Below are 21,911 nucleotides of genomic sequence, written 5' to 3'. Positions count from 1 at the left end.
GTCGTAGGCCCGGCCGAAGCCACCGCTCATGAGGAGTGCGTAGGCGATGCCGGTGATCAGGTTGTTGACCGCCAGGGTGGAGAAGCCGTTGAAGCCCGTGATCCAGGGGGAGGCGGCGAGGTAGAGCCCGGTGAGGAGGGCCATGGTCTCGATGGCTTGCGCCTTCGGGGTGCTCGTGGTGCGCTCGGCCATCTCGTGGCGTTCGCGCATGGCGAGGATGTCCGGGTGGGTCGCCATGTCGGACCGAGGAGAGGTCGCCATGTCACTTACCTCCGAAATATGGCTTTGGTACGGTTCGCCGGGCGGGTACCCAGAAAGCACGCGGTAACCACGGGTCTCACGCCGAGCGCTTGCGCGGCGTGGACTTCTTCGCCGGGGTCTTCTTCGCCGTCGCTCTCCCGGCCGCCGCGGCTCCCGTCTTCTTGGCCCCCTCGCCGGCCTTGGACGTCGACTTGCGCGCGGGTGCGGCCTTCTTCGCGGCGGCCGGCTTCTTCGCGGCGGTGGAGGTGGACTTCTTCCCGGCCGGCTCCTTGGGCGCGGCCCGCCCCTGCCGCAGCGGTCTGACCTCGGCCTCCGCACCGGCCGCCGCGCGGGACTCCCGGGCCGCGCGGACGCTGTTCTCCAGGGCGGCCATCAGGTCCAGCACCTTGCCGCCGGCGGCGGGGGCCGGAGCCTGGGGCGGGCTCTCGCCGGAGGCCTTCGCGGCGATGACCTCCTCCAGCGCTTCCCGGTACTCGTCGTGCAGGTCCTCCAGGTCGACCTCGCCGAGGGTGTCCATCAGGGCGTCGGCGAGGTCGAGTTCCTTGTCGCGGATGGTGACGGGGGTGTCGGGGGCGAGACCCTGCGGGGCCCGGACCTCGTCCGGCCAGAGCAGGCCGTGCATGGCGATGGCGTCGCCGACCACGCGGAGCATGCCGAGGCGCTCCCGGCCGCGCAGCGCGTACTTGGCGATGGCCACCTTGTTGCTGCGCTTGAGGGCCTCGCGCAGGAGGGTGTACGGCTTGGCGGCGGGCGCTCCGCTCGCGGCGAGGTAGTAGGCCGCGTCCATCTGGAGCGGGTCGATGCGGTCGGCCGGGACGAACGCCACGATCTCGATCGTGCGGGCCGTGGGGATGGGCAGGTGGGAGAGGTCGTCGTCGGTGATCGGGATCATCGTGCCGTCGGCGTCCTCGTACGCCTTGCCGATCTCGGCCTGCGTGACCTCGCGCTCCTCCAGTTCGCACACCTTGCGGTAGCGGATGCGGCCGTTGTCCTCGGTGTGGATCTGCCGGAAGGAGATGGCGTGGCTCTCCGTGGCGTTCACCAGCTTGATCGGGATGCTGACGAGGCCGAAGGAGATGGCGCCGTTCCAGATCGATCGCACGTGCCGCACCCTTCCGTTGCATTTTTCCCCGGTTTGTCTGGGATTGTCATCCTATGACGCCTATCGCAGAGGTGGAGGGGCGCCGGGTCGCGCTCAGCAACCTGGAGAAGGTGCTGTATCCGGAGACGGGCTTCACCAAAGGGGAGCTGCTGCACTACTACGCGACCGCCGCCGCCGTGCTGCTGCCGCACCTGCGGGACCGGGCGGTGTCCTTCCTGCGCTACCCGGACGGCCCCCAGGGACAGCTGTTCTTCGCCAAGAACGTGCCGCCGGGTACGCCCGAGTGGGTCACCACCGCCGAGGTGCCGCGGTCGTCGGCGGACGGTCCCGCCCGGATGGTGCTGGTGCAGGACCTGCCGAGCCTGGTCTGGGCGGCGAACCTGGTCGCCGAGTTCCACACGCACCAGTGGCTGGTGCAGTCCCCGCAGGAGGCGGACCGGCTGGTCTTCGACCTGGACCCGGGCGCGCCCGCGACGGTCGTGCACTGCTGCGAGGTCGCGCTCTGGCTGCGCGAGCGGCTCGCGGCGGACGGCATCGAGGCGTACCCGAAGACCGCCGGCTCCAAGGGCCTGCACCTGCTGGCGCCGGTCCGGGGCAGCTCCTCCGAACGGACGTCCGAGTACGCGAAGGCGCTGGCGGTGGAGGCCGAGCGGGCGATGCCCCGGCTGGTGGTGCACCGGATGACGAAGAGCCTCAGACCGGGGAAGGTGTTCGTCGACTGGAGCCAGAACGCGGCCCGCAAGACCACGGCCGCCCCGTACACCGTGCGCGCCCGCCGGGCCCCGCTGGTGTCGACGCCGGTGACCTGGGAGGAGGTCGCCGACTGCCGCGGCCCCGCGCAGCTGGAGTTCCGCGCGGAGGACATCGCCCCGCGGCTGCAGGACCTCGGCGACCTGATGGCGGACCTGACCGACCCGGAGCGGGCCGTACCGCTGCCGTAGCGCCCCCGCGCGCTAGGGCGTGTCTTTCGGATCAGCCCGACTCGGATCGGCGGTGCCTTGTCAGTGCCGGTGAGCGGGGCTCGGTGCGTGCGGCCGCAAGGCGGAGGAGGGAGTCGACGCGGAGCGTCGGCGACCGACGACAACGCGGCGGACGTGCGTGCCGAGCCCCGCGGCCCCGGGATGATCCGAAAGACACGCCTTAGACCCTTCCCCAGGTGTTCCGGTTCCGGGCCATCCCGTGCAGGGCCTCCACGTCCGCCGGCTTGAGCACCCCGCCCAGCCGGGCCAGGTCCGCCAGCTCGGCGTCCGTCGCGATCCGTACCCCGCGCGGCCGCGCCGGCACCCTCACCTCGGCCGGGCCGACCAGGGCCAGCAGCGGGCGGACCTCGGCGGTCAGGGCGTAGGAGGCCCGGTCGGCGTCGGCGCGCAGCCGGCGCAGCAGCGGCTCGGCCTCCCGGCGGCCCAGGGCGACCATCGGGTCGGCGACCAGGACCCGGCTCCTGCGGGCGTACAGGGCGTGGACGGCGAACAGGCCGCCGGGACCGATCACCAGGTGGTGGATGCGGTCGCCGCCGGGCAGCGGGAGGGAGTGCAGGGTGTGCCAGCCGGCCCCCTCCAGGCCGTCCAGGGCCTCGCCGACGGCCTGCTCGGCGGTCAGGGCGCGCCGGCGCGGGTCGGGGCGCAGCCGGTGCGCGGGGCCGGGATCGCGGTCGAGGGCGACGAGCAGGGCCTCGCCGGGGCGGTTGGGGGCGAGGTCGTCGTCCGGGTGCAGGGTGAGCCGGGCGAGTTCCGCGGGGGTGGGCACCGGGGGCGGGCCCACGGTGACCGGGCCGGTCAGGAAGGGGCGCAGGGCGTGCAGCACGTCGTCCCTGCTGTCCTCGCCGAGCAGGTTGACCCGGCCCGTCTCACGGTCGTACCAGGCGACGCCGTACCCGTCCTCGCGGCAGACGTACAGCCGCTCCCTGCCGTGCCGGAAGGCCGGCACCACGCGCAGTCCGCTCATGCGCCATCACCCCTCGACCATGGGAACAGGCGGGGTGCACCCGGGGCAAGACCGGTTTTCGGTGGAGGAAGGCCCCGCGAGGGGGACTTGGGCGGGCGCGGTCGCGTACCCGCGGGAGGCGGCCCGGCGGACCGGTTCCGCGGGGCCCGCGGAGGGAGACCGTGCCCGGCCGGGCCCGCGCGCGGGGGCCCGCGGCCCGGCAGCCGCACCCGGCGTTCCGCCGCCCGTCCGCGGGGCCGCCCCGCGCCGCACCGCGCACCCGAAGCCGTACAAAGCAGGCGTCCGTCAGAATGTAGGGATGCCAGTCCGTCGTCCCGTGCGCACCGCCCTCGCCGCGTTCGTCGTCGCCCTGCTGTCGGCGACGGCGGCGGCCTGCGGGGACACCGGCGCGCTGCGCGGCGCCGGGCCGATCCGGACCGCCGCCAGCCCCGCCAAGCTCTGGCCGGACCTGCGCCCGGCGTCCAGCCCGGCGTACCCCTACGACGTGGCGACCCGGGAGACGGTCAAGGGCGTCACGGTCCCCGGTGACGACATCCGCCGGGTCGATCCGGTGGACGTCGTGGAGGCGGAGCTGAGGGCCCACCCGGCCGACTACGGGTCGAAGGGGGCGTACCACGCGACCGTGGAGCGGATGGCGCAGTGCCGGGCGGGCGGTGACCGGGCCCGGTGCCCGCTGCTCAAGCCGTACTACCGGGACCTCACCGGTGACGGCCGGCCGGATCTGACGCTCGGCTTCCGGCTGTACCCGACCAACCAGACGGCGGTACGGGTGTACACCGTGGAGCGGCACCGGCTGGTGCAGGTGCTGGCCGACAACGACGCGATCATCGGGGTGGAGCTGGCCGGCCGGTCGCTGATCGAACGCTCGCCGGCCGACATCTCCGGCTACGAGTACCGCACCACCTGGGAGTGGGACCCGGGCCAGCGCGCCATGGTGTTCTCCCGCGACGAGTACCTGCACGTCGGTGACGGCCGCACCAGCAGGACCCCGTCCCCGTCGGCCTCCCCCGCGGCGACCCCGGCGGCCCCGCGATGAGGCTCGCGCTGCCCCACTGGGCCGGGGCCCTCGCCGTGAAGGCCGCCGTGTTCATCACGGTGATGTGCTGCGCGCTGGCCGCGCTGCTCGGTGTGCTCGTGCACGTCTCGGTGACCGACCAGACCGTCGGCCAGGCCCGCGACCTGGCGCTGTCCCGGCTCGCCGACGCCACCCGGGCGTACGAGGCCGGGGACACGCTGCTGCCGGGTGCCGGGGTGGACCCGCGGGGCCTGCCGGCGCCGCTGCGGGCGCTGGCGACGGCCGGGAAGCGCGGCACGATGGTCGCCGCCCACCAGGGCCGGCCGGTCATGTGGGCGGCGGGGCCGGTGGCCGGGCACCGGGCGCTGGCCGTGGAGGTCGACTACGCGCAGCAGTCCCGCACCATCGCCGGGCTCGACCAGTCGATCCTGTGGTCGTCGGGCCTGGCGATCGGCGCGACCGTGCTGGTCGGCGCGTTCGCGGTGACCCGGGTGACCCGGCGGCTGGACCTCACCGCGCAGGCGGCCCGGCGGATCAGCGCCGGCGACCTGGACGCCCGGGTGAACGACCCGCGGACGCAGGACCCGACCCGCCCGCAGGACGAGGTCGCGGCGGTGGCCGCGGCCCTGGACACGATGGCGTCGACCCTGCAGAGCAAGCTGCTGAGCGAGCAGCGGTTCACCGCGGACGTGGCGCACGAACTGCGCACTCCGCTGACCGGCCTGCACGCGGCGGCCGAGCTGCTGCCGCCCGGGCGGCCGACGGAGCTGGTGCGGGACCGGGTGGCGGCGCTGCGCACGCTCACCGAGGACCTGCTGGAGATCTCCCGGCTGGACACCGGGCGGGAGCGGCTGGAGGTCGGCGCGGAGCGGCTGGGGGCGCTGGCCGCCCGGGTGGTACGGGCCTCGGGCACCGACACCGAGGTGCGGATCCTGCGGGACGTCCGGGTGGAGACCGACCGGCGGCGGCTGGAGCGGGTGCTGGGGAACCTGGTGGCCAACGCGCACAAGCACGGGGCGCCGCCGGTGGTGCTGACGGTGGACGGGCCGGTGGTGACCGTGCGGGACCACGGGGCCGGGTACCCGGGGTACCTGGTGGCGCACGGTCCGCAGCGGTTCCGCACCGAGGGCGGGGCCAAGGGGCACGGGCTGGGGCTGACCATCGCGGCGGGGCAGGCGGAGGTGCTGGGTGCCGCGCTGACCTTCGCCAACGCGGGGGACGGGGGCGCGGTGGCGACGCTGGTGCTGCCTTCGGCGAAACCGACAAACCCCTGAAAGTCCCTCATCCCGGAACAACACGCCCCCTTTGGATAGGTTCCGGGCATGACGAACGCCGGAACCACCACGGCGGCGGTCCCCGCACCCGCGCGGACCGCACGCCTCCCCCGGCGCCGGGGCGTCGAACTGTCCCTGCTCGTGCTGGCCGTCCTGCTGTCCGTGTACGGCTACTGCGCGGTGGGTCTGGCCCGGACCGGCACCGTCCCTCCCGGTGCCGCCGGCTACGGGGCCGGCCTCGGCGTGCTCGCCCTGTTCGCACACATCGCGGTCCGCATCCGGGCGCCGTACGCCGATCCCCTGCCGCTGCCCATCGGTGTGCTGCTCAACGGGCTCGGGCTGGTGCTGATCTACCGGCTGGACCTGGAGACCCCGGGCGACCAGGCGGCCCCCACCCAGCTGGTGTGGTCCACGCTCGGGGTGGGCCTGTTCATCGCGGTCGTCCTGGTGCTGCGCGACCACCGGGTGCTCCAGCGGTACGCGTACGTCTGCGTGGTGGCCGCGCTCGCCCTGCTGGCGCTGCCCATCCTGTTCCCGGCGGTCAACGGCGCCCGGATCTGGATCCGGGTCGCCGGGTTCTCCATCCAGCCCGGCGAGTTCGCGAAGGTGCTGCTCGCGGTGTTCTTCGCCGCCTACCTGGCGGCCAACCGCAGTGCGCTCGCCCACACCGGCCGGCGGCTGTGGCGGCTGCAGTTTCCGACCGGGCGGGTGCTCGGGCCGGTCCTGACGGTCTGGCTGGTGAGCGTCGGCGTGCTGGTCCTGGAGCGCGACCTCGGGACCTCGCTGCTGTTCTTCGGGCTGTTCGTGGTGCTGCTGTACGTGGCCACCGGGCGCACCGGCTGGATCGCGGTCGGGCTGCTGCTGGCCGTGCTGGGCGCCTTCGCCGTGGGGCGCCTGGAGCCGCACGTGGGCGGGCGGATCGAGGACTGGCTGCACCCGTTCGCCACCATCGAGGCCGGGCAGGGCCCCAACCAGCTCTCGCAGTCGCTGTTCGCCTTCGCCGCCGGCGGGGTCCTCGGCACCGGGCTCGGGCTCGGCCACTCCATCCTCATCGGCTTCGCCGCCAAGTCGGACTTCATCCTGGCCACCGCCGGGGAGGAGCTGGGCCTCGCCGGCCTCGCCGGGATCGTGCTGCTGTACGCGCTGCTGGTGGAGCGCGGCTACCGGGCGGGCCTCGCGCTGCGCGAGCCGTTCGGCCGGCTGCTGGCGGTCGGGCTGGCCTCGATCGTGGCGCTGCAGGTGTTCGTGATCGCGGGCGGGGTCACCGGGCTGATCCCGCTGACCGGCATGGCGATGCCGTTCCTCGCCCAGGGCGGCTCCTCGGTGGTCACCAACTGGGCGATCGTGGCGCTGCTGGTCCGGGTGAGCGATTCGGCTCGCAGCCAGTACGACGGCCGGGAGGCACCGTGAGCGACTACGACCGGATCCCGGAGGGCGGGCGGCCGATGGGGAGGTACATCCGGCACGCCTGCGGTTTCTGCGCCCTGCTGCTGGCGGCCCTGCTGGCCAACGCGGCCCGCGTGCAGGTCGTGCAGTCCGGGGAGTACGACGGCAACCCGGCCAACCGCCGGGCCACCATCGCCCGTTACCAGCAGCCGCGCGGGAACATCCTGGTGGACGGCGCGCCCGTCACCGGGTCGGTGGACACCGGTGAGCAGCTGCGCTTCGAACGCGCCTATACGGACGGCCCGTTGTACGCGCCGGTCACCGGGTTCTCCTCGCAGACCTACGGCACCGCGTTCCTGGAGCACGCCGAGGACGGGGTGCTCTCCGGGACCGATCCGATGCTCGCGCCGCTGCCGCTGTGGGGCGACGTCACCCGGGCACCGGACCGCGGCGGGGACGTCGTGACGACCCTCAGCCGGCGGGCGCAGGAGGCCGCGTACCGGGGGCTCGCCGGGCGCAAGGGCGCGGTGGCCGCGGTCGAGCCGGCCACCGGCCGCGTCCTGGCGCTGGTGAGCAGCCCGTCGTACGACCCGGCCGAACTGTCGGGCAACAACGAGGCGGTGTCGGCGGCGTGGGCCCGGCTCAACCACGACCCGGAGAAGCCGATGCTCAACCGGGCGGTACGGCAGACCTATCCACCGGGTTCGACGTTCAAGGTGGTCACCGCGGCGGCGGCGCTGGACGCCGGGGTGGTCACGGACCTGGACGCGCGCACCGACTCCCCCGACCCCTACCGGCTGCCCGGCACCACCACCCGGCTGACCAACGAGGGCGACGGCTGCCGGGACGCCTCGGTGCGCGACGCCTTCCAGTGGTCCTGCAACACCGTCTTCGCCAAGCTGGGCGTGGACGTGGGCGTGCGGGACATGGCGACGACGGCCCAGGCGTTCGGTTTCAACGACACCGGCCTGCGCATCCCCTTCGCGGTGTCGCCGTCCACCTTCGACACGAGGGTGGACCGGGCGCAGCTGGCGCTGTCCTCGATCGGGCAGTACAACACGCGGGCCACCCCGCTGCAGATGGCGATGGTCGCGGCGGCGGTCGCGGACGGCGGCCGGCTGCGTCCGCCGTACCTGGTGGAGCGGACCACCCGGCACGGCGGCGAGACGGTCACCGGCAGCGGGGCCCGGCCGGGGCGGCAGGTGATGCGGCCGGACACCGCGGCCCGGCTGAAGGAGCTGATGGCCGGCGTGGTCGAGGAGGGCACCGGCACCAACGCGGCGATCCCCGGCGCGCTGGTCGGCGGCAAGACCGGCACCGCGCAGCACGGGGTCGGCAACGCCGGGGTGCCCTACGCCTGGTTCGTCTCCTGGGCGCAGGCCGAGGACGCCCCGGAGCCGCAGGTGGCGGTCGCGGTGGTGGTGGAGGACGCCTCGGCGGACCGGGGCGAGATCAGCGGCGGCGGGGACGCGGCGCCGATCGCGCGGGATGTGATGCGGGCCGTGCTCGGGCGATGAGGATCAGCCGGCCGGCCGGAGCATCTCGGAGCGGATCCGCAGGGTGTCGCGGGCGGCCGCGTCCAGGTCCACGTCGGCGGCGTCCCGCACATCGCGCTCGACCGCGCCGACGACGGCCGCCGTGTTGCCGTCCGCCCAGGCGCACACCGGGTAGGTGACCGTCACGCCGGCACTCCTCTGGGTGAGGACCTGGCAGCGGACCGGGGTGTCCGCGCCGGACGGGGTCAGGTCCCGCGCGGGCTCCGCGACCGTGACCCCGTCGGACTCGGCGGCGCCCTTGAGCATGCTGCGGCGCACCGACGCCGCGTTCTTGAACCGGCCGTACATGCCGGACACGAGCAGCACGGCCCCGGAGTCGTCGGCGGGCGAGTAGCGGCCGACCGCGGCGTGGATGTCCCGGGCGTCCCAGGCGCCGTCGGCCTCCTCCTCGATCTTCTTGCCCTCGGTGCGGGAGAGGTCCTCGGCGAGGGTGTACTTGGCGTCGAGCAGGCTGTGCGGCAGGGCCAGTTCGTGCTCCGCCGCGGGGAAGCCGCTCTCGGCGGCGGCGCCGACCAGGACGAGCGCCACGATCGCGAGCGTGACGGCACCCCCGACGATGCCGAGCACCATCCCGACCCGCCGCTTCTTCGGCGGCGGCACCATGGGCGGCGCACCCCAGCCGGGGTAGGGCTGCTGGGGGTGCGGCGACTGCTGGGGGTAGGGCTGCTGCGCGGGGTACGGCTGCTGGTGGGGGTAGGGCTGCTGCGGGGGGTACGGCTGCTGCGCCGGGTAGGGCTGCTGCGGGGGGCCGGGCGGGCCGTACGGCCCCGGGGCCTGCCGGCCGTGGGGGTAGGGCTGCTGCGGGTACGGCGGCTGGTGCGGCGGAGGCATGGACACGCCAGCACGCTACTGCACCCGGGTGACACCCCCGGCACCGCGCCCGCGTCCGGTCAGTCCCCGGCGGCCCCCGACTCGATGGCCGCCTCCACCTCGGCCACCCGGGCCCGCTCCTCGGCGGCGAAGCGCTCGGCGTCCAGCCGCTCGGCCAGCTCCTCGTCCTGCGTCATCAGCAGCTCCAGGTCGGCGTCGCCCAGCTCCAGGACGCCCATGTCCACGTAGGCCCGCTGGAGCCGCTCGCCCCACAGGCCGATGTCCTTGACGCACGGGACGATCCGGCTGAACAGCAGCTTCCGGAAGAGCCGGAGGAACTCCGACCGCTCACTGAGCGCCTCCGCCTCGGCCTTCGGGACACCGAAGTTCTCCAGCACCTCCACCCCGCGCAGCCGGTCGCGCATCAGGTAGCAGCCCTCGATGACGAACTCCTCGCGCTCGCGCAGTTCGGCCTCGGTGAGCTGCTTGTAGTAGTCGCGCAGCGCCATCCGGCCGAAGGCGACGTGCCGGGCCTCGTCCTGCATGACGTAGGTCAGGATCTGCCGGGGCAGCGGCTTGCTCGTGGTGTCCCGGATCATGCCGAAGGCGGCCAGCGCCAGGCCCTCGATCAGCACCTGCATGCCGAGGTAGGGCATGTCCCAGCGGCTGTCGCGCAGGGTGTCGTCGAGCAGCGACCGGAGGTTGTCGTTGATCGGGTAGACGAGGCCGATCTTCTCGTGCAGGAACCGGCCGTAGATCTCGGCGTGCCGGGCCTCGTCCATGGTCTGGGTCGCGGAGAAGAACTTGGCGTCGAGGTCGGGCACCGACTCCACGATCCGCGCGGCGCAGATCATCGCGCCCTGCTCGCCGTGCAGGAACTGGCTGAACTGCCAGGAGGCGTAGTGCCGGCGCAGCTCGCCCTTGTCCTTCTCCGACAGCTTGGCCCAGTGCGGGGTGCCGTACAGGGACATGGCCTCCTCGGGCGTGCCGAGGGCGTCGTACGGGTCGACCTCCAGGTCCCAGTCGATGCGCGTCCGCGCGTCCCACTGCTTGTCCTTGCCCTTCTGGTACAGGGCGAGCAGGCGCTCGCGCCCGTCGTCGTACTCCCAGCTGAAGCGGGCCGCGCCGGTGGCGGGCACCTGCCAGGGGGAGTCCCCGGGGCGGTCGGCGTACAGGTCGTGCGTCGGCATACCCGGCAGGCTCACACGCGGCGGCCCGGGCAACAAGTTGTGCGCGAGGGATTGACGGCCTTGCTGACAAGCAGTCTCATAAGAGCCGGACGACTACCCCTGGGTAACGAGGTGAGGGAGCCATGACGACCCTGACGGAAGATGACGCGCTGGACGGGCTGCGCGACGCGCTCGGCCTGCTCAAGGACCGGGAACAGGTGGCCGAACGGCTGCTCGTCTCTTCCGCCAAGCACTCCTTCGACCCGGACGAGGAACTGGACTGGGACGCGCCCTTCGAGGCGGGCAAGTGGTTCTGGCCGCCGGAGCTGGTCTCGCTGTACGACACCCCGATGTGGAAGCGGATGAGCGAGGAACAGCGGATCCTGCTCTCCCAGCACGAGGCCGCCGCGCTGGCCTCGCTCGGCATCTGGTTCGAGATCATCCTCATGCAGCTGCTGGTCCGGCACATCTACGACAAGGCGGCGACGAGCGCCCACGTGCGGTACGCGCTCACCGAGATCGAGGACGAGTGCCGGCACTCGAAGATGTTCGCGCGGCTGATCTCGCACGGCGGCACGCCCTGGTACCCGGTGAGCCGCGCCCACCGCAACCTCGGGCGCGTGTTCAAGACCATCTCCACCACCCCCGGTTCCTTCACCGCCACGCTGCTCGGCGAGGAGGTCCTGGACTGGATGCAGCGGCTGACCTTCCCCGACGAGCGGGTCCAGCCGCTGGTCCGGGGCGTCACCCGCATCCACGTGGTCGAGGAGGCCCGGCACGTCCGGTACGCCCGTGAGGAGTTGCGGCGCCAGATGGTGACCGCGCCGAAGTGGTCGCAGGAGTTCACCCGGGTCACGTCGGGCGAGTTCGCGCGGGTGTTCTCCGTGGCCTTCGTCAACCCCGACGTCTACGCCAACGTGGGCCTGGACAAACGGGAGGCGATGGCCCAGGTCAAGGCCAGCGCGCACCGCCGGGAGGTCATGCAGACGGGCGCGAAGCGCCTGACCGACTTCCTCGACGACATCGGCGTGCTGCGGGGCGTCGGCAGGCGGCTGTGGAGGTCGTCCGGCCTGCTGGCGTAGGCCCCGGCCACCGGCGGCGGGGCGGCGGCCGGGGCCCGGCGCCGGTTAGGCTGCCGGCCATGACCCCGTCGGCCACCCCCGCCTACCGCCGGCTCAGCGTCGAGGAGCGGCGCAGCCAGCTCCTCGACGCCGCCCTGGGCCTGTTCGCGCACCGGGCACCCGAGGACGTCTCCCTGGACGACGTGGCGGAGGCGGCCGGGGTCTCGCGGCCGCTGGTGTACCGGTACTTCCCCGGCGGCAAGCAGCAGCTGTACGAGGCCGCGCTGCATTCCGCCGCCGAGGAGCTGCGGCACTGCTTCGACGAGCCCCGCGAGGGCCCGCCGCTGTCCCGCCTGTCCCGCGCCCTGGACCGCTACCTGGCCTTCGTGGACGGGCACGACACCGGCTTCAGCGCGCTGCTGCAGGGCGGCAGCGTGGTGGAGACCTCCCGCACCACCGCCATCGTGGACCAGGTGCGCCGGTCCGCCGCCGAGCACATCCACCAGCACCTCGGCGTCACCGCTCCCGGCCCGTGGCTGCGCATGACGGTCCGGGTGTGGATCACCTCCGTCGAGGCGGCCTCCCTGATGTGGCTGGACGAGGACAAGCGGCCCCCGGCCGCGGAACTGCGGGACTGGCTGGTGGAGGAGTTCGTGGCTGCGCTCACGGTCACCGCCGGCCGGGATCCGCAGACCGCCGGGCTCCTCGGCGCGCTCGCCGGGGATGACCGACACTGACCTTGTGAAGAGTCAGGACACCCCCTTCGAGGGCGGCCCCATGGACGGGCGCGTGCTGCCCGTCCTGCTCGGCCCCACCGGGCACCCCCCGAAGACGTACCGCATCCCCGTCCCGGACCCGGCGGGCGGCCCGCCCGCGGTGCTGGTCTACCGGCGCGTGCCGCGCGGGCACAGCCGGCGGCTCGGGCTCATCCAGGGCTGGAAGTACGCGTACGACCCGGACGACAGGTCCGGCGGCCGGCCCAGGTGGCCCTGGTCGCGGCCGAACGGGTGAAACCGCCGCGCCGAACCGCGCAGGCCTGCCCCGCACCGCCCACCGGCACGTCTGATTATCACCTTTGCGACTATCCGACCAGCAGAGGTGATGACGTGTCAGGAACCCTCCTGCGCCTGGCCTGCACGGCCACGGTGGCGGCCCAGGCCGTCCTCGCGCCCGTACCCGCCGTGGCCGCACCGGAACCCCAGCGGTCCGTGGCGGAGCTGCTGACCGATCTGCAGCAGCTGTACCGGCGGACCGAACAGGCCACCGAGACCTACAACGCCACGACCGAGCAGCTGGGGCGCCAGCGCGCCGAGGTCGCCCGGCTCGACGGTGAACTGGCGCGCGCCCAACTGGCGTTGCAGGACAGCCGGACCGACGCCGGGCGCCTGGCCCGGCAGCAGTACCAGAGCAGCGGCGGCCTCGGCCCGTACGTGCGGCTGCTCCTCGCACCCGACCCGCAGCACGCACTGGACGAGGGCCACGTCATCGGCGAACTGGCCCGCGCACGGGCCCGCACGGTGGGCCGCCTGGCCGCGGCCGAGAAGCACCGGGCCGCGCTGGCCCGCGCGGCCCGCAAGGCCCTCGACACCCAGCTCGTCCTGGCCGGCCGGCAAAAGAGGCAGCGCGACGACGTCCGGACCCGGCTGGCCGGCGTGGAGCGGCTGCTGGCCGGCCTCACCCCGGAGCAGCTCGCCGCGATCGCCCGCCTCGAACAGCAGGGGGTCGCCACCGCGCAGGAGCACCTGGCCACCGCAGGTGCGCTGCCCAACGACCGCCCGGCCTCACCGGCGGGCGACCGCGCGGTCCGCTACGCCCTCGACCAGGTCGGCAAGCCGTACGCCTGGGGGGCGCAGGGCCCGGACGCGTACGACTGCTCCGGCCTCACCTCGGACGCGTGGTCCCACGCGGGGACCCCGATCCCACGCACCAGCCAGGAGCAGTGGGAGGGGCTGAAGCGGGTGCCGCTGAACCGGCTCCGCCCCGGCGACCTGGTCGTGTACTTCCCCGAGGCGACCCACGTGGCGATGTACGTCGGTGACGGCAGGGTCGTGCAGGCGCCCAGACCGGGCGGAAAGGTCACGGTCTCCCCGATCGCCGGCCACCCGATCCTCGGCGCGGTCCGCCCCGGCCCGGACAGCCCCTAGCCCGAGCAGAACGTCTTCCGTGCCGCGGCCGCGCCGTCCTCGAAGCCCTTGCGGAAGGTGTCGCCGACCGGCACCCGCTGGAGGTCGCGCACGTCGCAGTCGTTCTTCATGGCCGCGTAACCGGCCTTGTAGCCCGCCGCGTACTGCTCCTGGGCGCTCCAGCGCGCGCCCTGCCCGGCCGTGCCGCAGCTGACCTCGGGGCCGCCGGCCTGCCGGGCGGTGACGGTGCCGGCGGCATGGCCGATCCGCACGGCGAAGGCGCCGTCGGCACCGGTCCGCACGGTGCCGTGGGCCCCGTGGGCGGACTCGACGAACACGGCCTTGTCCGGCGTGAAGTCCTCGCCGACGACCTCCAGGTACGCCGGGCCGTCGGCCCGGGAGACACCGCAGCTGGGCGACGCCGCCGCGGCCGGCGGTGCGGCGAGCGCCACCGTCCCCGCCGCCAACGCCGGCACCAGGGGTGCCAGCACCGCCAGGCGTACGCGTCGACCGTCCATGGGAACTCCTACGTGGCTCGTCCCCCTCCCGGCCCCTGCCGTCCAGCGTCTCTCCGCCGGCTGGGGGTGTCAAAAGGGCACGGGGCCGGCCCGTGGCCGCAAGTGCTCGGCTTCTTCCGAGACCACCCGGGTGACCTCGTTCACCCGTACGGCCCAGTCTCGCGTGCCGCGGGGAGGTGTCGCGCGCAAGCTGGCCCGGAGGCCCCGGACGCCGTGTCCGGTCGTCCGTTCGGCGTGTCGGCGCCGGCACGGGCGGAACGATCCAGCAGGGAAAGCGCGAGGGCGGCGCCATGCTCTTCTTCTACAGCGCAGACACGCGAACCGCGGCGACGGGCAAGCTCGACTACGAGGGCTCCTACGTCAACCTGAAGGACTTCCCGGCCGGCCAGTTCGGCACGTGGACGCACATCGTGCCGGGCGGCGGCCAGCTCTTCTTCTACAGCCGGGACACGCGGGCAGCCGCCACGGGCCGGCTCGACGCCAGTGGCAACTACGTCAACCTGAAGGACTTCCCGGCCGGGCAGTTCAGCACGTGGACGCACATAGTTCCCGACGGCTCCCTGGTCTTCTTCTACAACAGGGACACGCGGGCCGCCGCGTCGGGCCAACTCACCGGCGGCGGTGACTACATCAACCGCAAGGACTTCCCGGCCGGACAGTTCAGCAGCTGGACCCACGTCCTCTCGGCCGGCGGCGACCTCTTCGCCCGCTTCTTCTTCTACAGCCGCGACACGCGCGCCGCCGCGTCGGGCGAACTCGACGACGGCGGCGGTTACGTCAACCTGATGGACTTCCCGGCCGGACAGTTCGGGAGCTGGAGCCACGTCGCCTTCGACGAAGGGCCCTCCCGTCTCTTCTTCTACAGCCGGGACACGAGGGCCGCCGGGTCCGGCAAGCTCGACGAGAGCGGCAAGTACGTGCACCTGAAGAGCTTCCCCGCGGGGCAGTTCAGCAACTGGACCCATATCGTGCCGACCAACCGCCGGCTCTTCTTCTACAACAGGGACACCCGGGTCGCCGCCTCGGGCGAACTCGACGAGAGCGGCAAGTACGTGCACCTGAAGAGCTTCCCCGCGGGGCAGTTCGGCAACTGGTCCCACATCGGCGCGACCCAGGTGGGCACTCCCTGACGGACGGCAGCGCGCTCAGCGCTTGAAGGAACCCTTGGCCTGTTCCTTCGTGCCCCGCATCTTGCCTCGTGCTTCGAGAGCGGCGCCTTTCGCCGCGAGCGTTTCCTTGTGCATCGCGTGGGCTGCCGTCCGCACGGTCTTTCCGACGATCTGTTCGGCCTTTGCCTTGGCCCGTTCTCCGGCGCTCATCTCGTTACCTCCTCGGGTCTCACTGGCCGTGTGCCCGGGAAGGCCGAGATCATGAGGCCGGCCCGGGCGACTCCGAGGACAGCACGGACACGGACGACTCCTACAACATGCACGGCTGCGACCTGAACGCCAGGAACGCCGGCGGCCCCGGAGAACCGTCTCCGGGGCCGTCCGTGGGCCGTGCCAGGTCAGGAGCCCGTCAGGCCCCGGCGACCGAGCCCAGGTACGCGGACGTCTTCTCCGGGTCGTAGAAGAAGTCCTCGAAGTCGGCCGGGTTGTCGAAGGCGTTGGCGAATCGATCCGCCACCGGCTGCAGCTGACCGGCCGCGCCGATGAGGTTCAGCACGTGCTCCGGCGGCGGCGCCAGCATGGCGTTGGTCCACTTGGTGACGTGCTGCGCCGTGGCCCAGTAGCGGTCGAAGGTCTGCCGCATCCACTCCTCGTCGAACGGCCGGTCCCCGCGCTCCAGGATCGACGCCAGGTACGCGGCGGCGCACTTGGCCGCGGAGTTGGAGCCCTGGCCGGTGATCGGGTCGTTGGCGACGACCACGTCGGCCACGCCGAGGACCAGGCCGCCGCCGGGGAGCCGGCCGACGGGGTTGCGGACGGTCGGGGCGTACCGGCCGGCCAGCGTGCCGCCGGCGTCGGTGAGTTCCACCTTCGTGGCCCGCGCGTACTCCCAGGGCGTGAACTTCTCCATCAGCTCCAGGGTCAGGGAGAGGTGCTCCGCCGGGTCCTTCACGCCCTTGAAGACGTCGAGCGGGCCGCCGGGTATGCCCTCCCAGAACAGGATGTCGGCGCGGCCGGACGTGGTCAGGGTCGGCATCACGAACAGCTCGCCGACGCCGGGGACCAGGTTGCAGCGGACCGCGTCGAACTCCGGGTGCTCCGGGCGCGGGCCGAGCCCGTGCACGTACGCCACCGCCAGCGCCCGCTGCGGCTCGCTGTACGGGGAGCGCTCCGGGTCGCGGGCGAACATCGACACCAGTTCGCCCTTGCCCGCCGCGACCAGGACGAGGTCGTAGGCACGGGAGAAGTAGTCCAGGTCACCGACGGCCGCGCCGTGGATGACCAGCTGGCCGCCGCGCTGCGCGAAGGTCTCCATCCAGCCGGCCATCTTCACCCGCTGGTCCACCGACTGCGCGTATCCGTCGAGCCGGCCCACCCAGTCGATGGCCCGCTGGGTGGGGCCCGGGTCGTGCGAGCCGGGGGCGGCGACCGAGACGCCGAGCCCCTCGATCCGCGGGGCCTGGGACTCCCAGAAGTTCAGCTGGAGGTCGCGCTCGTGCTGCAGCGCCGTGCCGAACATGCACTGGGTGGACATGACCCGGCCCGAGCGGATCTCGTCCGCGGTCCGGTTCGACATCAGGGTGACCTCGTAGCCGTGCGACTGCAGGCCGAGGGCGAGCTGGAGGCCGGACTGGCCGGCTCCGACGACGAGTATCTTCCGCATGCGGGTGGTGTCTCCTACGGGGACTGGGGACGGTTCCTGGACTACTCGGGGGTTTCGTCCAGCGCGTGGGCCACCAGGGCCAGGAGGGTCTCGATCACCGAGATCCGCCGCCGCGCGTCCATGATCATGACAGGGACGTGCGCGGGTATCGTCAGCGCTTCCCGGACGTCCTCCGGTTCGAACCGCTCGCTGCCGTCGAAGTGGTTGACCGCGACGACGTACGGCAGCCGGCAGCTCTCGAAGTAGTCCAGCGCGGGGAAGCAGTCCTTCAGCCGGCGGGTGTCGGCCAGGACGACGGCACCGATCGCGCCGCGCACCAGGTCGTCCCACATGAACCAGAACCGCTGCTGGCCCGGCGTGCCGAACAGGTAGAGCACCAGGTCGTCGTCGAGCGTGATGCGGCCGAAGTCCATGGCCACGGTGGTGGTGAGCTTGCCCGGCGTGGCCGACAGGTCGTCCGTGGCCTCGCTGGCCTCGGTCATCAGCGCCTCGGTCTGCAGGGGCGTGATCTCCGAGACGGAGGTGACCAGGGTGGTCTTTCCGACGCCGAAGCCGCCCGCCACCACGATCTTCGTGGCGACGGGGGCGCGTGTCCGGTCCGTCTGCCAGGACTTCAGGTCCTCGTCCGGCTCGGTGAAGGCGGCGAGGGGGGTGCCCCCGACGGAGGCGGTGGCGTCAGAGACGGCGGAGTCCACTCAGCACCCTTTCCAGCAGAGCGCGGTCCGGACGGCCGGTGCCGTGACCGGTTCCGGTGCCGTACACACGGATCTTTCCCTGGTCCGCGAGGTCGCTCAGGAGGACGCGGACCACGCCGAGCGGCATCTTCAGCAGCGCGGCGATCTCGGCCACCGTGCGCATACGGCGGCACAGTTCGACGATGGCCCGCATCTCCGGCATGACCCGGGCGGACAGCGGCGCGCTCGTCAGTTCCTTGCGCTCCTCGGGGGCCTCCAGCGCGGCCACGAACGTCTCCACGAGGAGGACGTGGCCGAACCGGGTACGGCCGCCGGTGAGCGAGTAGGGGCGGACGCGCGCGGGCTTGCGGCCGCCGCCCCGGACGGGCAGTTTCGGTGTGCCGCTCATCGGCTGCTCCCCGTCGACTCGGCCTCCAGGGACTTGCGCAGTTCGCTGCGCAGCTCGGGCGTCAGCACGTGGCCGGCGCGGCCGACGAAGAGCGCCATGTGGTACGCCACGACGCTCATGTCGCACTCGGCGGAACCGTGGACGCCGAGCAGCGAGCCGTCGCTGATCGACATCACGAACAGGCTGCCCTCCTCCATCGCGACCATCGTGTGCCGGACCCCGCCGAAGTCCATCAGCTTGGCGGCACCGACGGTGAGGCTGCCGATGCCGGAGACGATGGTGGCGAGGTCGGCGGCGGAGCCCCGGGGGCCCTTCGCCGGGCGGGCCGTACGGGACTGCTCGGTGTGACCCGGGTCGGACGAGAGCAGCAGCAGGCCGTCGGACGAGACCACGGCGACGGACTGGATGCCGGGTACTTCCTCGACCAGGTTGGTCAGCAGCCAGTGCAGGTTGCGGGCTTCGCTGCTCAGTCCGTAGGTAGTGGGCGCGGTCAACTGCTTGCCTCCTCGGCTGTGCCCCCCGTGGCTTCTTCGGCGTGTGCGTGGCTGGTCGGCCGCTGGATGCCGGCCGTCTGTTCGGCGATCTCCGCCTCTACGTCGCGGTAGCCGGCCTCGGCACCGCGGCGGAAGCCGCCGAGCCTGCGGCGCAGGGCTTCCGCGTCCACGGACGCGCTGCGCTGGCGGGGCGGGGCGGTGGGTGCGGTGATCCTGGGTGTGCGCTTGGGCAGGCCCTTGCTGGTGAGCCGCTCCTCCGACTCGGCCTCGCCCCCGGCGTCAGCGGCCTCGGCCTCGGGCTCGGGCTCGGCCTCGGGCTCGGGCTCGCGCAGGGGCTCGGCGGCGTCGTGGGTGGCCGTGTCGTGGGTGGCCGGGGCGTGGGTGCCCGGGGCGTGGGTGGCCTGGTCGTGGGTGGCCTGGTCGTGCGGGTGGTCCGGCGCCGTGGGCGCCGTTTCCTCCGGCGCGTCCGGGAGGAGCAGCTCCATCGTGGTCTCGGCGTAGGTCTCCGCCGGGGCCTTCGGGCGGGTCTCCGTGTCCTGGGCGGGCTGGGCGGCCTGCTGGTGCGCCTCCTCCGGTGACGGCTCGGGTGCGCGCTCCGAAGGCTGGTTCGCCGCGCGTTCCGCGGCCGGTTCCGGTGCGTGGCCCGACGGCGGCCCGGATGCCGGTTCCGGTGCCTTCCCGGCGGCCTCCCGTACCGCCTGCTCGGCCAGCGTGACCAGGGCGTCCTGATGCTTGCGGGCGGGCAGCACGTTGGAGTTGGCCTCCGCGTCGGCACCGGGCAGGGTGAAGGTGCCGGCGGCGCCGGGGGCGGTCTGCGGCGGGAGGGCGGCGGGCGGGGCCTCGACGAGGAGGCCGGCCGGCAGAACCACCACCGCCGCGATGCCCCCCTGCTTCTGCTCGCGCAGCTGGACGCGGACGCCGTGGCGGTGGGCGAGGCGCGCGACGACGTACAGGCCGAGGCCGAGGCCGTCGTCGCCCTCCTGGTCGTAGAGGGACTCGGGGTCGAAGTCGGCGAGGCGGGCGTTGAGGCGGGTCAGGCGGTCCTCGGCCACGCCGATGCCCTCGTCCTGGACCGACAGCATGACCTCGCCCGACTCCAGCAGCCAGCCGGAGACCTCCACCGGCAGGTCCGGCGGGGAGAAAGCGGTGGCGTTCTCCATGAGTTCGGCCAGCAGGTGGGAGAGGTCGTCGGCGGCGAAGCCGGCCACGTGCGCGTGCGGCGGCAGGGCGGCGATGCGGACGCGCTCGTACCGTTCGATCTCGCTGACCGCGGCCCGGACCACGTCGACCAGCGGCACCGGGCCCGGGTGCTGCTGGACGTGCTCGGTGCCGGCGAGGACCAGCAGGTTCTCGCTGTGCCGGCGCATGACCGTGGCGAAGTGGTCCAGCTTGAACAGGGTGGCGAGGCGTTCGGGGTCCTGCTCCCGGTCCTCCAGGCCCTCGATGACCGCCAGCTGGCGCTCGACCAGGCCGAGGGTGCGCAGGGCCAGGTTGACGAAGGTGGTGCCGATGCTAGTGCGCAGCCGCTCCAGCTGGGCCGCGGAGTCGGCGAGTTCGGCGCGCAGCTCCTCGCGGGCGTCGGCCATCTTCTGGCGCTGGCCCACCAGGTGCCTGCGGTCGGTCTCCAGGGTGGCCACCCGCTCGTGCAGCGCCACGGCGTGGGCGTGCAGGGCGTTGACCGAGCGGACCACCTGGGCGAACTCGTCGTTGCGGCCCGTGAAGGCGATCGGCTCCTGGCCGGCCGGGTCCTCGGCCTCCGCGAGGCGGGCCGAGCCGCGGCGCAGCACCGACAGGGGGCGGGTCAGGCTGCGGGCCATGGCAGTGGCGACACCGACCGCGACCAGCATCAGCACGCCGAGGACGGCGATCCGGATCTCCAGGGCGGTGACGTCGTCGTCCCGGAGGCGGGCGAGGTCCTTGGTCCGGTGGTCGTAGAGCGCGGACTCGGCGCCGCGCATCCGGTCGACGCGGGCGGACAGGGCCGCGTCCAGCTTCTTGGTGCTGGTGGTCAGCTCGCTGTCGGCCAGGGTGGGCTGGTCGGTGAGCGCGGACAGGTAGGTGTCCGCCGAGTTGACCTCGGGGCCGGTGACGGTGGAGTCGTAGGAGTCGACGGCGGCCTTGGGCGCGGTCTCGCGGAAGCCGGCGAGGGCCGCGTCGGAGCGCAGCCGGGCCTGCTGGGCGGCGGCGGTGAGCGCGTCGCGCTGCTTGCGCTCGGCGGCGGTGCCGGTGGCGGACGTGGTGGGCAGGCCCGTGGTGGGGTCGATCACCGTCCGGGTGCCGGAGGGGATGTTCAGCGCGGCCAGCAGCAGGCCGCGGGCGGCGGCGGACTGCTGGACGGCGGAGTCCAGTTCGGCGAGCGCGTGGGCGCCGGAACCGGCCCGCGGGGGCAGCTGCTCGGCCAGCTGCTCGGCGAGCCGGTGCAGTTCGGCGATCGTCGCCGAGTACGCCTGGTGGGTGCGCAGGGCGTCGGTCTTGCCGGTGAGGGCGGCCCGGCGCAGCGTGTCGATGCCGTCGAGGGCGGTGCGCAGGCGCGCCGGTGTGTCGGGGTCGGCGCGCAGCTCCTCGACCTCCCGGTCCACGCGGGCGCTGCGGTCCTCGGAGGGCGCCTTGGACTTGGGGCGGCCGGCGGCGACGTAGGAGGTGACCTCGTCGCGTTCGTCGGCGAGGGAGTGCGCGAGGGTGAGCGCGTCCTGGGTGCGGCCGGCGAGCGTCACCAGGTCCTGGGAGTCGCTGACGTCCTCGGAGGCGCTCAGCAGGGCGGGCGCACCGGCCCCCGCCACGGCCGCGGCCACCACGGCGACGGCGACGATCAGCCGGGTGCGCACATGGGTGGGGCGGCCGGAGCCCACGGGGGTCTGGGGGACGGTCCCCTCGGGGGCCGTCTGCCTGCCTGTGCGCCGAGGCCGCTTCATCTGCACCGGTGCTCGCATTCCTGAACTCGTCTACCCAGGGGCCGGGTGGCGCCCCGTCAGCTCGGGGCCAAGTGGTGCGTACACCCGGTTCGTACGGTTCCCGACCCTCCCAGCGCCGGTGGGCAGTGGTCGCGCATCACCTGACCCGCCACCCGAAGGAGTGAACATCGGAGGGGAGTTGGCGGGCAAGTTCCGGTGGCGCGTGCCGCGCTGTTGCGCGGTGGGCCGGTTGGACGCGCGCGGCAGGCTTTGGCAGTATTCGCCGCCACGCCTTCCCGGAGTGGATCATTCTTGCGCAAACCAGGCGCCTGACCTGCGGGGCCGTGAGTTTTCACCGGCCCTTGCCAGCCTTTGGCGCACGGTGTGGAGGCCTCGTGCAGACTGGCCGGATGCGCACTGATCTCGTTTCGGACCCCGGCGACGCGACCCGT

At 73.3% G+C, this 21,911-nt stretch carries 22 protein-coding genes; 10 read left to right on the top strand and 12 right to left on the bottom strand.

The features are described 5' to 3' along the window. Together IE312_RS39940 and ku are read right to left on the bottom strand one after the other, a co-directional pair. Nucleotides 1–261, bottom strand: a 261-nt coding sequence (locus IE312_RS39940; RefSeq protein ID WP_229899704.1) for an SPW repeat protein, incomplete at its 3' end; no start/stop codon positions are given. 76 nt (nucleotides 262–337) lie between these two features. Continuing rightward, complete coding sequence (ku, locus tag IE312_RS14020; RefSeq protein ID WP_189981634.1) at nucleotides 338–1,363, bottom strand: non-homologous end joining protein Ku; 1,026 nt, start codon at nucleotides 1,361–1,363, stop codon at nucleotides 338–340. 53 nt (nucleotides 1,364–1,416) lie between these two features. On the opposite strand from ku, the gene ligD reads away from it, so the two are divergent. Further along, nucleotides 1,417–2,304, top strand: a complete 888-nt coding sequence (gene ligD, locus IE312_RS14015) for a non-homologous end-joining DNA ligase (protein ID WP_189981632.1) — start codon at nucleotides 1,417–1,419, stop codon at nucleotides 2,302–2,304. A 199-nt stretch (nucleotides 2,305–2,503) separates the two neighbouring features. Here ligD and IE312_RS14010 read toward each other — a convergent pair whose 3' ends face one another. Next, nucleotides 2,504–3,307, bottom strand: coding sequence for a nuclease-related domain-containing protein (locus tag IE312_RS14010; RefSeq protein ID WP_189981630.1), 804 nt, complete (start codon nucleotides 3,305–3,307; stop codon nucleotides 2,504–2,506). A gap of 298 nt (nucleotides 3,308–3,605) precedes the next feature. Here IE312_RS14010 and IE312_RS14005 point away from each other — a divergent pair, with 298 nt between their 5' ends. From IE312_RS14005 to IE312_RS13990, 4 genes are read left to right on the top strand one after another with little or no spacing between them, the layout of a single operon-like run. Continuing rightward, nucleotides 3,606–4,343 (top strand): hypothetical protein, encoded by a 738-nt coding sequence (locus tag IE312_RS14005; protein ID WP_189981628.1) that lies wholly within the window; start codon nucleotides 3,606–3,608, stop codon nucleotides 4,341–4,343. Continuing rightward, a complete protein-coding gene (locus IE312_RS14000) occupies nucleotides 4,340–5,596 on the top strand; it encodes an ATP-binding protein (protein WP_189981627.1) in 1,257 nt (418 codons plus the stop codon). The genes IE312_RS14005 and IE312_RS14000 overlap by 4 nt, the downstream gene beginning before the upstream one ends. A 48-nt stretch (nucleotides 5,597–5,644) precedes the next feature. Beyond that, a complete protein-coding gene (locus IE312_RS13995; protein ID WP_189981625.1) occupies nucleotides 5,645–7,006 on the top strand; it encodes an FtsW/RodA/SpoVE family cell cycle protein in 1,362 nt (453 codons plus the stop codon). Nucleotides 7,007–7,041: 35 nt separating this feature from the next. Further along, nucleotides 7,042–8,499, top strand: coding sequence for a penicillin-binding transpeptidase domain-containing protein (locus IE312_RS13990; RefSeq protein ID WP_189981829.1), 1,458 nt, complete (start codon nucleotides 7,042–7,044; stop codon nucleotides 8,497–8,499). A gap of 3 nt (nucleotides 8,500–8,502) precedes the next feature. Here IE312_RS13990 and IE312_RS13985 read toward each other — a convergent pair whose 3' ends face one another. Beyond that, entirely contained in the window at nucleotides 8,503–9,369 is an 867-nt protein-coding gene (locus IE312_RS13985) for a hypothetical protein (RefSeq protein ID WP_306419741.1), read from the bottom strand. A gap of 59 nt (nucleotides 9,370–9,428) precedes the next feature. Then, nucleotides 9,429–10,538 carry a ferritin-like domain-containing protein gene (locus IE312_RS13980; protein WP_189981621.1) on the bottom strand — a complete coding sequence of 370 codons (1,110 nt, stop codon included), beginning with the start codon at nucleotides 10,536–10,538 and terminating at the stop codon, nucleotides 9,429–9,431. Between the two features lie 122 nt (nucleotides 10,539–10,660). On the opposite strand from IE312_RS13980, the gene IE312_RS13975 reads away from it, so the two are divergent. The 4 genes from IE312_RS13975 (at nucleotide 10,661) to IE312_RS13960 (ending at nucleotide 13,722) form a co-directional block, all read left to right on the top strand. Next, nucleotides 10,661–11,599: an AurF N-oxygenase family protein gene (locus tag IE312_RS13975; RefSeq protein ID WP_189981619.1), complete on the top strand. Its 939-nt coding sequence runs from the start codon at nucleotides 10,661–10,663 to the stop codon at nucleotides 11,597–11,599. A 59-nt stretch (nucleotides 11,600–11,658) separates the two neighbouring features. Then, nucleotides 11,659–12,315: a TetR/AcrR family transcriptional regulator gene (locus tag IE312_RS13970; protein WP_189981617.1), complete on the top strand. Its 657-nt coding sequence runs from the start codon at nucleotides 11,659–11,661 to the stop codon at nucleotides 12,313–12,315. A gap of 4 nt (nucleotides 12,316–12,319) precedes the next feature. Further along, a complete protein-coding gene (locus IE312_RS13965) occupies nucleotides 12,320–12,589 on the top strand; it encodes a DUF8847 domain-containing protein (protein WP_189981615.1) in 270 nt (89 codons plus the stop codon). Between the two features lie 95 nt (nucleotides 12,590–12,684). Further along, nucleotides 12,685–13,722, top strand: a complete 1,038-nt coding sequence (locus IE312_RS13960) for a C40 family peptidase (protein ID WP_189981613.1) — start codon at nucleotides 12,685–12,687, stop codon at nucleotides 13,720–13,722. Here the strand turns inward: IE312_RS13960 and IE312_RS13955 are convergent. After that, on the bottom strand, nucleotides 13,719–14,219 hold the full coding sequence (locus IE312_RS13955) for a hypothetical protein (RefSeq protein ID WP_189981611.1): 501 nt from the start codon (nucleotides 14,217–14,219) through the stop codon (nucleotides 13,719–13,721). The genes IE312_RS13960 and IE312_RS13955 overlap by 4 nt on opposite strands. A 290-nt stretch (nucleotides 14,220–14,509) precedes the next feature. On the opposite strand from IE312_RS13955, the gene IE312_RS13950 reads away from it, so the two are divergent. Next, on the top strand, nucleotides 14,510–15,349 hold the full coding sequence (locus IE312_RS13950) for a hypothetical protein (RefSeq protein WP_189981610.1): 840 nt from the start codon (nucleotides 14,510–14,512) through the stop codon (nucleotides 15,347–15,349). 15 nt (nucleotides 15,350–15,364) lie between these two features. On the opposite strand, the gene IE312_RS13945 is transcribed toward IE312_RS13950, so the two are convergent. From IE312_RS13945 to IE312_RS13920, 6 genes are all read right to left on the bottom strand, one after another. Next, nucleotides 15,365–15,538: a hypothetical protein gene (locus IE312_RS13945; RefSeq protein WP_189981608.1), complete on the bottom strand. Its 174-nt coding sequence runs from the start codon at nucleotides 15,536–15,538 to the stop codon at nucleotides 15,365–15,367. Between the two features lie 199 nt (nucleotides 15,539–15,737). Then, nucleotides 15,738–16,991, bottom strand: a complete 1,254-nt coding sequence (locus IE312_RS13940) for a styrene monooxygenase/indole monooxygenase family protein (RefSeq protein WP_189981606.1) — start codon at nucleotides 16,989–16,991, stop codon at nucleotides 15,738–15,740. Between the two features lie 41 nt (nucleotides 16,992–17,032). Then, nucleotides 17,033–17,686, bottom strand: a complete 654-nt coding sequence (locus IE312_RS13935) for a GTP-binding protein (RefSeq protein ID WP_189981604.1) — start codon at nucleotides 17,684–17,686, stop codon at nucleotides 17,033–17,035. Beyond that, nucleotides 17,667–18,074: a DUF742 domain-containing protein gene (locus IE312_RS13930; protein ID WP_189981602.1), complete on the bottom strand. Its 408-nt coding sequence runs from the start codon at nucleotides 18,072–18,074 to the stop codon at nucleotides 17,667–17,669. The genes IE312_RS13935 and IE312_RS13930 overlap by 20 nt, the downstream gene beginning before the upstream one ends. Continuing rightward, entirely contained in the window at nucleotides 18,071–18,568 is a 498-nt protein-coding gene (locus IE312_RS13925) for a roadblock/LC7 domain-containing protein (protein ID WP_189981600.1), read from the bottom strand. Before IE312_RS13925 ends, IE312_RS13930 begins: the two co-directional genes overlap by 4 nt. Continuing rightward, entirely contained in the window at nucleotides 18,565–21,498 is a 2,934-nt protein-coding gene (locus IE312_RS13920; protein ID WP_189981598.1) for a sensor histidine kinase, read from the bottom strand. Before IE312_RS13920 ends, IE312_RS13925 begins: the two co-directional genes overlap by 4 nt. Nucleotides 21,499–21,911: the final 413 nt, after the last annotated feature.

The organism is Streptomyces capoamus, from assembly GCF_014654935.1.
In the GTDB taxonomy this organism is placed as follows: domain Bacteria; phylum Actinomycetota; class Actinomycetes; order Streptomycetales; family Streptomycetaceae; genus Streptomyces; species Streptomyces capoamus.
This window is presented reverse-complemented; position numbering and strand designations above follow the sequence as displayed.